The organism is Isoptericola sp. NPDC057191 (assembly GCF_042670225.1).
GTDB lineage: Bacteria > Actinomycetota > Actinomycetes > Actinomycetales > Cellulomonadaceae > Isoptericola.
Genome location: NZ_JBHUWC010000133.1, coordinates 1 through 11362, shown reverse-complemented (window position 1 = coordinate 11362; position 11362 = coordinate 1). Strand labels below are relative to the sequence as shown.

10 protein-coding genes are annotated in these 11362 nt (G+C 74.2%); 5 read left to right on the top strand and 5 right to left on the bottom strand.

Going from position 1 to position 11362, the window contains the following annotated elements; genetic code table 11:
• Positions 1-113: 113 nt before the first annotated feature.
• On the bottom strand, positions 114-1730 hold the full coding sequence (locus tag ACFT55_RS14990) for a glycoside hydrolase family 10 protein (RefSeq protein ID WP_380244639.1): 1617 nt from the start codon (positions 1728-1730) through the stop codon (positions 114-116).
• 159 nt (positions 1731-1889) lie between these two features.
• On the opposite strand from ACFT55_RS14990, the gene ACFT55_RS14985 reads away from it, so the two are divergent.
• Positions 1890-2861, top strand: a complete 972-nt coding sequence (locus ACFT55_RS14985) for an SH3 domain-containing protein (RefSeq protein WP_380244638.1) — start codon at positions 1890-1892, stop codon at positions 2859-2861.
• Between the two features lie 57 nt (positions 2862-2918).
• Here ACFT55_RS14985 and ACFT55_RS14980 read toward each other — a convergent pair whose 3' ends face one another.
• A complete protein-coding gene (locus tag ACFT55_RS14980; protein ID WP_380244637.1) occupies positions 2919-3725 on the bottom strand; it encodes an SDR family oxidoreductase in 807 nt (268 codons plus the stop codon).
• A 122-nt stretch (positions 3726-3847) separates the two neighbouring features.
• Between ACFT55_RS14980 and ACFT55_RS14975 the strand changes: the two genes are divergently transcribed.
• Positions 3848-4687, top strand: a complete 840-nt coding sequence (locus tag ACFT55_RS14975; protein ID WP_380244636.1) for a helix-turn-helix transcriptional regulator — start codon at positions 3848-3850, stop codon at positions 4685-4687.
• A gap of 55 nt (positions 4688-4742) precedes the next feature.
• On the opposite strand, the gene ACFT55_RS14970 is transcribed toward ACFT55_RS14975, so the two are convergent.
• The 3 genes from ACFT55_RS14970 to ACFT55_RS14960 form a co-directional block, all read right to left on the bottom strand.
• Positions 4743-6746, bottom strand: coding sequence for a peptidoglycan recognition protein (locus tag ACFT55_RS14970; RefSeq protein ID WP_380244635.1), 2004 nt, complete (start codon positions 6744-6746; stop codon positions 4743-4745).
• 188 nt (positions 6747-6934) lie between these two features.
• Positions 6935-8428, bottom strand: a complete 1494-nt coding sequence (purB, locus tag ACFT55_RS14965; RefSeq protein WP_380244634.1) for an adenylosuccinate lyase — start codon at positions 8426-8428, stop codon at positions 6935-6937.
• A 31-nt stretch (positions 8429-8459) separates the two neighbouring features.
• Positions 8460-9809 (bottom strand): FAD-binding oxidoreductase, encoded by a 1350-nt coding sequence (locus tag ACFT55_RS14960; RefSeq protein WP_380244633.1) that lies wholly within the window; start codon positions 9807-9809, stop codon positions 8460-8462.
• 119 nt (positions 9810-9928) lie between these two features.
• On the opposite strand from ACFT55_RS14960, the gene ACFT55_RS14955 reads away from it, so the two are divergent.
• The 3 genes from ACFT55_RS14955 to ACFT55_RS14945 form a co-directional block, all read left to right on the top strand.
• A complete protein-coding gene (locus tag ACFT55_RS14955) occupies positions 9929-10798 on the top strand; it encodes a sigma-70 family RNA polymerase sigma factor (RefSeq protein ID WP_380244632.1) in 870 nt (289 codons plus the stop codon).
• A 112-nt stretch (positions 10799-10910) separates the two neighbouring features.
• On the top strand, positions 10911-11177 hold the full coding sequence (locus ACFT55_RS14950; protein ID WP_380244631.1) for a hypothetical protein: 267 nt from the start codon (positions 10911-10913) through the stop codon (positions 11175-11177).
• The coding region (locus ACFT55_RS14945; protein WP_380244630.1) for a hypothetical protein at positions 11174-11362 on the top strand (189 nt) is incomplete at its 3' end. The genes ACFT55_RS14950 and ACFT55_RS14945, both read left to right, overlap by 4 nt.

Here is an 11362-nt window from a genome sequence, read left to right as displayed (position 1 = left end):
GTACGGCGCCGGGCGGGAGCAGGGCTGCGACGAAGGCGCCGGCCACCAGGAGCACGGCGGCGCTGAGCGAGGTGCGGTTCCGGGGCATCGTCGCCTCCTGCGGGTGGCTGTCCTCAGACCGAGCGCGGGCGGCTCGGCCGCGACTCGTTCCACACCCGGTCGAGCGCGGTGACGACGTAGGTCCAGCTGTCGCCCTCCGCGGCCGTGCTGTCGGTGTAGAACTGCTCGACGTCGCCCGTCGAGCGTACGGTCGCCAGCAGGTTCCGCGCGTCCTCGACGTCGACGACGGCGTCCCGCCCTGCCGCGCGGTAGACGGCGAACGACGTGGCGGCCGTGCGTCGCGGGCCGGTGTCGAGCCACTTGAGGGCCACGCCACCGGGCCCGGCCACCGCCTCGGCGAGCACGGGCACGCGGACCGCCGTGGCCGGCAGGTGCGCCATCGCGGGGATCAGCGCGGGGTGGCTGTAGTGGTCGGCGCGGACGCGGGACATCGAGCCCTTCGGGTCCTGCGGCACGTGCACCGCCGAGAAGTACACGTTGCCGTGCACGGGCGTGCCCTGGTCGCTGACCTCGGCGCAGTAGGTGAGGTGGTTCGACAGCTCTGCCGGGTCGGTGAACACCCCGGACGTCACCTTGTACAGCGCCTCGCCGACGTACAGGTGCGTGCCGGACCGGGCGGCGACGTCCGCCCACCACGGGACCAGCTTGCGGTAGTCGGCGACGGCGAGCCCGAACTGCCAGTAGATCTGCGGGTTGATGTAGTCGAGCCACCCCTCGAGCACCCACCTGCGGGTGTCGGCGAACTGGCCGTCGTAGCTCTGGGACCCCGCCGTGTCCGAGCCCGCGGGGTCCGACGACCGGTTGCGCCAGATGCCGAACGGGCTGATCCCGAACTTGACCCAGGGCTTCAGCTCCTTGATCCGCCCCGAGATCGTCTGGACGAAGGTGTCGACGTTGTGGCGGCGCCACGCCTCGATCGTCGCGAAGCCGTCGCCGTGCGCCGCGTACGTGCCGGCGTCGGGCAGGACCTGGCCGGCCACGGGGTACGGGTAGAAGTAGTCGTCGAAGTGCACGCCGTCGATGTCGTAGTGCTCGACGCTGTGCAGGATCGCGGCGTAGATGTGCTCCCGCGCCTCGGGAAGGCCCGGGTCGAAGTAGAGCTTGCCGCCGTAGGGCCACACCCAGTCGGGGTGCTGCCGCGCGGGGTGCTCGGGCACGAGCTTCGCCGGGTCGGTCTGCATGGACACGCGGTACGGGTTGTACCAGGCGTGCAGCTCGAGGTTGCGCGCGTGTGTCTCCTCGACGGCGAACCCCAGCGGGTCGAAGCCCGGGTCGCCGCCCTGGGTGCCCGTCAGGTACTGCGACCAGGGTTCGTACGGGCTGGGCCAGAAGGCGTCGGCCGTCGGGCGCACCTGGACGAAGACGGCGTTGAGGTTCATGCCGACCGCCACGTCGAGCCAGTGCCGGTACTCGGCCTTGAGCTGGTCGGCGCTGAGGCCGGTGCGCGACGGCCAGTCGATGTTCACGACGGACGAGATCCACATCGCCCGCAGCTCGCGCTTGCGCGAGGTGCCGGTGGTCGCGGCGCCGACGGGGGCCTCCGCGGCGCCGGCGGGCGTCATCGAGCCGACGGTGACCGACAGCGTCGAGCCGGCGATCCCCGCGGCGGCGAGGGTGAGGAAGCCGCGCCGGTCGAGGGCGGCGGCGCGTGGGGCGGACGGGTGCGTCATTGCAGATCCTCCGGGGTTCGAGCGGGGGTAAGAGACTTTCATGCGCAGAGTTACCGGTGAAGACAAGTGTCGCGGATGTTCCCCCGCGCGCGCCACCCCGCCAGGCGTGCTTACCGTGCCTCCTGGGCAACGTTGCCCGGGGCTTTGAGGGGGGCCGACATGCGCACTGTCCGACGCATCATCACGACCGGGGTCACGATGGGGATCGCGACCGTCATGGCGCTCACGAGCGGGATAGCCGGCGCGGGCGCGGCGTCCGCCGTCAGCAGGCCGCTGCCCGACAAGACGTACGGACTGTCGTCGTACTACGGGCCGCGCTGCATGCCGATCAAGTCGGCGTCCGCGTACCACCTGGGCCAGGACATGAGCGCGTCGAAGGGCGTGGACATCAAGGCCATCGCCAACGCGACGGTCGTGAAGGCCGGGTCGGCGCCCGGGTTCGGCCAGGTGGTCGTGCTGCGGTTCCGCAAGGACGGCACCCGGGTGTACGCCGTCTACGGCCACGTCATCGACGGCGACCGGTACGTCAAGACCGGCAAGACCGTGAAGCGCGGGCAGCACATCGCCGACGTCGGCAGCGCCGGCACGTCCACGGCGCCGCACCTGCACTTCGAGATCTGGAAGGGCGAGTACAAGGGCTCCGGACGGACCGTCGACCCGCTGTACTGGATGAAGAACCACGGAGCGTCGCTCAGCACCGGCGCGTCGTGGGCGTACCGGCGCGTCGTGCCGACGTCCTGCACCTACTACACGACCGCCCGCGTCAACCTGCGCAGCGGCCCGGGCACGAACTACCGGGTGGTCCGGGAGGTCCGGGTCAACCGCAAGATGACCGCCAAGCCCGGTGCGAGCTCCGGGTTCTGGCGCAAGGTCACGCGCGACGGCACCACCGGCTGGATGCACGCCGACTACGTCTCGCCCACGCTCACGTCGCTCGGCACCCGCTACGTGCAGGTGAACAGCCTGCGCCTGCGCGCGAAGCCGAGCACGAGCAGCGCGATCCTCGACACCCTGGGCAAGGGCAAGGCGGTCAAGAAGATCTGGCAGGCGTCCGACGGCTGGGTCAAGGTCTACGTCAACGGCCGGCAGGGGTTCGTCGCGACCCGGTACATCGACACGACGAGGCCCTGACCACCACCGCCACCACCACCGCCACCACCACCGCGTCCGCCGCCGCCCACCGGGTCGTCAGGCCCGGGCAGCGGCGGCGGCACGGCGGTCGGTGGCGTGGCGGTCGGTGGCGTGGGGGTCGGTGGCGTTGAGCCGCGCGACCGTCGCGTCGTACGCGCCCGACGTCTCCGCGAACCGCAGGAACTTCACGCCCTCGACGAGGACCTCGTGCGCGTCCGGGTGCGCGGCCAGCAGCGCGACCACCTCGTCCGCGAACGCGTCGAGCGGCATCGCGATCGGGCTGTCCTCCTGCCCCGGCATGAGCGAGGTCCGGACGGCGGGCGGCACGATCTCCACGACCTGCACGCCCGCGGGCTCCAGCTGCAGCCGGATGCCCTCGCTGAGACGGTGGATCGCGGCCTTCGTCGCGTTGTACGTGGGGGTCGCTGCGAGCGGCACGTGCGCCAGCCCCGACGACACGGTGACGAGCGCGGTGCCAGGGCGCGTGCGCAGGTGCGGCAGGAACGCCGCCGCGAGCCGGATCGGGCCCAGCAGGTTCGTGACGACGGTCCGCTCGGCCGTGGCCAGGAAGTCCGGCGACGTCCAGTCCTCGGCCTGCATGATCCCCGCCATCGCGACGACGACGTCGAGGTCCGGGTGCCGCTCCAGCACCTCGCGCCGCGCGGCGTCGATGCTGTCCGGGTCCGCCGTGTCGATGCGCACGGCGTCGATCCCGGGATGGGCGGCGACGATCTCGTCGAGCAGGGCCGTGCGACGGCCGCCCACGACGACGGTGCTGCCGCGAGCCTGCAGCCGCAGGGCGAGGGCGAGACCGATGCCGCTGGTCGCGCCGGGGATGAAGACGGTGCTGCGGGTGATGTCCATGCGTCCACCGTCGGGCACCCCGGACGCGGGCGGGAGAGGACCGGTCATCGGGGGACCGGCAGTCCCTGGCTGAGGCCCCAACGGCGCTGGCCCGGCCCGCGCCGGAGACGGACGATGGGGGCATGGACCGTGCCGCCCTCTCCGAGTTCCTGCGCCGTCGTCGCGAGACGGTGCAGCCCGCCGACGTCGGCCTCCCCGCCGGGGCGCGCCGTCGGACGTCGGGGCTGCGACGCGAGGAGGTCGCGGCGCTCGCGGCCATGTCCGCCGACTATTACACGCGGCTCGAGCAGCAGCGCGGCCCGCAGCCCAGCGAGCAGATGCTGGCGTCGCTCGCGCGGGCGCTGCGGCTGACGGACGACGAGCGGGACTACCTGTTCCGCGTGGCCGGGCGCGGGACCCCCGACCGGGTCACGCTGTCCTCGCACGTCGCGCCGCCGCTCCTGCGGGTCCTCGACCGGCTGACGGACACGCCCGCCCTCGTGCTCTCCGCGCTGGGGGAGACGCTCGTGGCGAACGACCTCGCCGTCGCCCTGCTGGGTGACCGTTCCACGCTGACGGGGTGGGCGCGCAGCGACGTCTACCGCTGGTTCACCGACCCCGCCGAGCGCGAGCTGTACCCGGCCGACGACCGCGACCGGCAGGGCCGCTCCCTCGTCTCCACGCTGCGCGTGGCGCACGGGATGCTCGGGTCGCGCTCGCGGGCGGGCGAGCTGGTGCGGGTGCTGCAGGCGCGCAGCGACGAGTTCGCCGCGCTGTGGGAGCGCCACGAGGTGCACCAGCGCTTCGCCGACCACAAGACCCTGCTGCACCCGCAGGTCGGCCCGATCGAGCTGGACTGCCAGGTGCTGTTCACCGAGGACCAGACCCAGGCTCTGCTGGTGCTCACCGCGCCGCCGCGCTCCGAGGCGGAGGAGAAGCTCGCGCTGCTCGCCGTCCTCGGTCAGCAGGCGATGGCGACCTGACCCGGACCATGTCAGGCCAGGGTCAGGTCACCGGCCACCGGTCACCGGTCACCGGTCACCAGGCCGAGCCCACCGGGAACTCGAGCCGGGTGGCGCGCAGGACGACGCGGATCGGGGGCGTCGTCCCACCGAAGACCTTGGTGAGCCGCGCCTTGCTCGCGACCGGGTGCAGGACGCCCTTGCGCAGCACGTACAGCTGGGTGCGGTCCCGCACGCGGAGCGCGACCTTGCTCGCTGCGCGGTCCGAGACGGTGGGCACCGCACGCTTCAGCGTCCGGTCCCAGACACGGACGTCGGTGCCGCTGCGCAGCGAGCCGGTCCCGTCGATCCGCACCAGCCCGCGCGTCGTCAGCAGGTACTTGCGCGTCGTGTCCTTGAGCCGGACGACGCCGTTCGTCGTGCTCGAGGTGGTCATGCGGCTCACGCTCGCCGAGTCCAGCTTCCGGTGCGTGAGCGCACCGAGGGGCGTGTACGCGTTGAACACGGAGGGCAGCGGGGAACGCCGGCCGTTCACGACCAGCCACCGGCTCCCGGTGCTCCGGCTGACGACCACGACGCCTCCGCGCACCACCGGCTTGCCGTACGGCAGGCGCGAGATCGCGTTCGCGGACGCCCGGACCGCCGTCGTCGACTGGCCTGCCGCCGTGAGCGAGGCGGCGTCGTAGACCTCACGGCGGACGCCGTCCTGCATGAAGAAGATGCGGCCGTCCGTGGCGTGCAGCGTGCGATAGAGGCGCCCGCCCGCGGTGAGCGCACCCCATTGCGCGCTGGTGACCGGGAGCGCGCCCGCGCAGGTCGCGCCGTACTGCTGGACGACCCAGCAGGAGGCGAGGTGCCGTCGCCCGTTCTCGACCATGCCGACGGTGCCGTCCGCCAGCCGCACGAAGGTGCCGTGGGGCACCTTGAGCACCGTCGGGTCCTGCGCGGCCGCCACCTGTGCCGCCGCGGCGCGACGCCGGATCTCGGGCAGGCGCTGGTAGAGGGACGCGCCCGGGCAGGCGGTGGCCGCGACGTCGCGGTGCCCGAAGATCGTCGGCAGGGTGGAGTCGCCGATGGTGGTCGAGCCGTCTGCCTTCACCCCGTGCAGCGCGAGCTTCCAGGCCGCGAGGTTGACGACCGCGTCGACCGCGGCGTCCGGCACGGTGGCCTCGTCGAAGTTGCCGAGCACCGAGATGCCGGTCGCGTTGGTGTTGTACCCCTTGGCGTGCGCGCCGATGGTCTGCGCGGTGATGCCTCCCGCGCGGCCTTCCCACACCCGCCCGAACTTGTCGACCAGGAAGTTGTAGCCGATGTCGCCCCAGCCGAGCGTCTTCGCGTGGTAGGCGTAGATGCCCCGCAGGATGGCGGGGACGTCGGCGGCCGTGTAGGAGTTCGCGGTGCTGGAGTGGGCGGTGTGGTGGATCGTGGCGGCGCGGACCTGGCCCTGCTGCGGCGCCCACGTCATGATCGACTCGTCGGCGCCCCATGCCGCGCGGCTGTTGACGACGGGCGCGGTCGGCGGGGTGAGCGCCGTCCCGACGGCTGCCCCGTAGGGCGACGTCGCGAGCGCCGGCATCGGCACGTCGTCGTCCGCGGCGGAGTCGCCCGGGTCGACCACGGCGAGCGTCAGCCCGCTCGTCGCCGCCACGCCCGGGCCGGTGACGCGGGCCGCGACCCTGGCCACGTCGCCCACCACCAGCGGCTCGGTCCCGGACACCCGGCCGTCCGGGCCGGCCTCGGTCTCGACGGCCTCCCACGGCGACCAGGTGCGCCCGTCCTCGCTGGTGCGCACCGACACCGTGAGGTCCTTGGCGTCCGGCGTGCTCTCCCAGGTGATCCCGACGGTCGCGTAGCCCGTCACGTCGGCGGTCGCCGTACGCAGGTCGGACCGCCGCGCGTCCTGGCGCAGCGCCGCGCGCCGCACCTGCGCCGGCACGGGGTGCGCCGCGGGCGGGTCGCCGGCCGGGACTGCGGTGACCTTGTCGGCGACCGGGTGCGGGGCGGCCTGCGCCGCCGGGGCGAGGCCCGTGGCGACGAGGCCGAGGAGCACCCCGGCGGTGACGAACGAGCGAGCGTGCATGCGGATGGTGCCTCTCCGTCGCAGGCGGCCGCCATGGCCGCACGGCTGCGAACAGTAGCGGCAACCCGGCGCCGTTGACCAGGGCACTCACCCACCTGCCCCCGTCCGACGCCGAACAGGTGGTTGTCCACGTTCTCCGCGCCCAGAGGGTGCGAAACCACCTGTTCGGCCCCGGGGCGGGGCGCGGGTCAGGCCAGGTAGTCCTCGACCAGCTGCGCGGCGATGCCGGTGTACGACGCGGGCGTGAGGTCCGCGAGGCGCGCGGCGACGTCGTCGGGCAGACCGAGACCGGCGACGAACTCGCGCATGCGCGCGGCGTCGACGCGCTGCCCGCGGGTGAGCTCCTTCAGACGCTCGTACGGGTTCTCCATGCCCTCGACGCCGGCGACGGACGCGGCGCGCATCGCGGACTGGACGGGCTCGCCGAGCACCTCCCAGTTCGCGTCGAGGTCGTCGGCCATGAGCGCGACGTTCACGTTCAGCGCCTTGAGCCCCCGGCGGACGTTGTCGATCGCGAGCAGCGAGTGGCCGAACGCCGGGCCGATGTTGCGCTGGGTGGTGGAGTCGGTGAGGTCGCGCTGCAGGCGGCTCGTGACGAGCGTCGCGGACAGGGTGTCGAGCAGCGAGCAGGAGATCTCGAGGTTCGCCTCGGCGTTCTCGAAGCGGATCGGGTTGACCTTGTGCGGCATGGTCGACGACCCGGTGGCACCGGCGACGGGGATCTGCGTGAAGAAGCCGAGCGAGATGTACGTCCACACGTCGGTGGCCAGGTTGTGCAGGATCCGGTTGAACCGGGCGACGTCGGCGTAGATCTCGGCCTGCCAGTCGTGCGACTCGATCTGCGTGGTCAGCGGGTTCCACGTGAGGCCGAGGTGCTCGACGAACCCCTTCGACACGGCGGGCCAGTCCGCGCCCGGGACGGCGACGGTGTGCGCGCCGTAGGTGCCGGTGGCGCCGTTGAGCTTGCCCAGGTACTCGGCACCGTCGATGCGGCGCAGCTGGCGACGCAGGCGGTGGGTGAGGACGGCGAGCTCCTTGCCCATCGTCGTCGGCGTGGCCGGCTGCCCGTGCGTGCGGCTGAGCATGGGGACGTCGGCGTGCTCGCGGGCCATGTCGGCGAGCTGGTCGGTGAGCGCCGTGGCGGCGGGCAGCCAGACGTCGCGCACCCCGCCCTGCACCATGAGCGCGTAGGAGAGGTTGTTGATGTCCTCGCTCGTGCACGCGAAGTGCACGAGCTCGCTCGCGGCCGGCAGGCTGGTCTCGCCCAGGACGTCGGGCGCGGCCGCGATGCGGCGCTTGATGAAGTACTCGACGGCCTTGACGTCGTGCACGGTCTCGCGCTCGATGGCGGCGAGCTCGGCGATCTCCTCCGCGCCGAACGTCGCCGGGACGCTGCGCAGGTAGGCGATCTCGGCGTCCGTGAGCGTCGGGGCCCCGGGCACGACGGCGCCGGGCGCCTCGGCCGTGCCGTTGCACAGCGTGACCAGCCACTCCACCTCGACGTGGATGCGCGCCCGGTTGAGCGCGGCCTCGCTGAGGTGATCCACCAGCGGCGCGACGGCGCCACGGTAGCGGCCGTCCAAGGGCCCGAGGGCGATCGGCGGGGTGACGTCCGCGAGGTTCACGCGGTTCTGGACGTCGGACGGTGAGGTCTGCGGCGCGGGGGAGGTCACGGCGGCCATTCTCCCACGGGCCGCCGTGACGTCCGCGGGCTCAGCCGAGCAGCCGGTACGCGCCCCGGATCGTGGCACGCGGGTCGCGGGTCCGCTTGAGGTCCCGCAGCCGTGCGAGGGCGGCGTCGCCGTACGCGGCCGCCGCGCTCTCGCCCGGGGCGAGGAACGTGGCGGGCTTGCGCAGGGTGGCGGTGCCGGCGAGCTCGGCCGGCAGGCGCTCGAGCCGCTGCCCGACGGCGGCCGCGAGGGCCGGTTCGAACGCCAGCCCGAACGCGTACAGCAGGTAGGGCTCGGCGATCGCGCCCAGCGCGCCCGCGTCGGCCGTCGGCCCGGCGAGCGCGCCGCCCAGGTGCCGCAGCTGCAGCATCAGCAGCGGCGCGACGGGCGAGGTGAAGAGACGTTCGACGGCCTGGTCGTCGATCCCGCGCAGCAGCTCGGCGCGCGAGCGTCCGGCGGCCGGGGCCGTGGGGTCGGCGGTGATGTCGCCGCCGGCGGCCAGGTCGACCGCGCCGATCGCGGCGTCGACGCCCGGCCCCAGCACGCCGGGCACGGCCGCGAACGGCCGCAGCAGGTCGCGCGCCTCGGCGGCGTCGCCCACGTGGGCGACGTGCACGACGACGACGGCCGGCGCGCCGGGCGCCTCGATCCGGGACAGCCACACGCTGAGCTCCGGTCGCGCCGCCGCGGTGACCTCCCGGAAGACGGCGAGCAGCTCGGCGGCGCGCTCGGCGGGCCACGCCAGGCGGCCGCCGGCGAACGCGGGGACCGGCTCCAGGTCGATCTCCATCGAGCACACGACGGCGAGGTCGCCGCCACCGCCCCGCAACGCCCAGAACAGGTCGGGGTCGGTCACGGCCGTGACCGTCACCCGCTCGCCGGCCGGGTCGACGGCGTCGAACGAGCGCACGTGGTCCGCCGCAAGGCCGTGCAGGCGGCTGAACCACCCCAGCCCGCCCCCGAGCGTGTACCCGACGGCGCCGACGCCCGGGGCGCTGCCGAGGAGGGTCGTGAGGCCGTGCGGGGCGGCCGCCGCCTGCACGGCGCCCCAGGACGCGCCCGCGCCCACCTGCGCCGTGCGGCGCAGAGGGTCGACGCGCACGCCGTCCATCCGGCCGGTGCGCAGCAGGACCGTGCCCGCCACGTCGCCGGACGCCCCGTGGCCGGTGGACTGCGCGGCGACGGCGAGCCCCGCGGCCGCGGCGTGTCGCACCGTGGCGGCGACGTCGTCGGCGTCGGCGACCTCGACGACGGCGGCGACGGGCTGCCGCACCGCGAGGTTCCACGGCGTGGACGCCTGCTCGAACCCGTCGTCGCCGGCCACCAGGAGGCGACCGGTCAGGACGGCGGACAGGTCGCGGGTCCAGGTGTCGGTGGAGGTCAGGGGGGTCATGAGGGCTCCTCGGGGATGAGCCGGTGTCACCGGCCCGTGGTGGGGTGGGCACGGCTCGTCAGGCACCGGCAGCGGATGCTGTCATCTCTCTGACACGACGCGGCGAAGGAGTGTGACCGATGAGCACGGACCAGCTCGGCGCGGACCAGTTCGAGGCGTTCCGCCCCCACCTGCGCGCGGTCGCGTACCGCGTCCTGGGCTCGACGGCCGACGCGGAGGACGCCGTCCAGGACGCCTGGCTGCGGGCGCACGCGGCCGGCACGGCCGGGGTGGAGAACCTCGGAGGCTGGCTGACGACGATCGTCGGCCGGGTGGCGCTGAACCTGCTGCGCTCGCGCGGCACGCGCCGGGAGGCCGACTGGGACGGGCACCTGCCGGACCTGCTGGTCGCACCCGTGGACGAACTGGAGGCCCCGGACCGGCGGGCCGTGGAGGCGGACGAGGTCGGTGCCGCGATGATGGTCGTGCTGGACACCCTGGCCCCCGCCGAGCGGGTCGCGTTCGTGCTGCACGACCAGTTCTCCGTCCCCTTCGAGGAGATCGCGCCGCTGGTGGACCGGTCGCTCGCCGCGACCCGCCAGCTCGCCAGCCGGGCGCGGCGCAAGGTGCGTGGTGCCGTTCCCGCGCAGGACGACGTCGCGCGGCGCCGTGAGGTGGTGGCGGCGTACCTCGCCGCGTCGCAGGCGGGGGACTTCGACGGGCTCGTGACGCTGCTGGACCCCGAGGTCACCGTGCGCCTCGACTACGGGCCGGGGGAGCTGTCGCGGGTGCTGCGCGGCGCGGCCGCGGTGGCGGAGCAGGCGCGCCTGCACTTCGGTACGGCGCAGTACTCGCGCCTCGCGCTGGTCGGCGGGTCTCCGGGCCTCGTCACGGTGGTGGAGGACGGGACGGTGTACTCCGTCCTCGCCTTCACGGTCCGCGCCGGGCGGGTGGTCGGCATCGACATCTTGTCCGACCCCGCGCGGCTCGACCGCGTCCTGCCGCGGTAGCGGACGCCGTCGCGGCGGCGGGCCGCCCCGAGCCTGTCCCCAGGAGCCGGCGGTCCACAGGAGCAGCTCGCGGCGGCCCCACGGCCGGGGCCGGCGCCCTAGCGTCCCGGACATGACCACGCCCGCACCGCCCTCCCCGCCCGTTCCGTTCGCCCCGACCTCCGGCCTCGCGACCGCGCCGCTGGCCGAGGCCCGGTACCTGCTGCTCGCGACCCGTCACGACCTCGACGACGCCGCCGTCGGCGCGCGTCGCAGCCTCGCGGTGCCGTGGGAGTCGGGGGCGGCGGACCGGTTCCGGCAGGACGTCGAGGCGCTGCTGGCGGGCCTCGACCACGACCGGCAGGTCCTGGACGAGGCGGAGGCGGTGCTCGCCCGATGAGTCGTGGGCTGCCGCCGGCCGAGACCCTCGTCGTGACGGGCGGGCGCGGGCTGGCGCGGGTCGACGCGGACGCCGTGCAGGGTGCCGCCGCCCTGCTCGACGCCGCAGCCGACGGGCTGCGGCGAGCGTCCGGGCGGTGCTCCGCCGCCCGGGCCGCGCTGCAACGGCCGGCCTGGGTGCCGGAC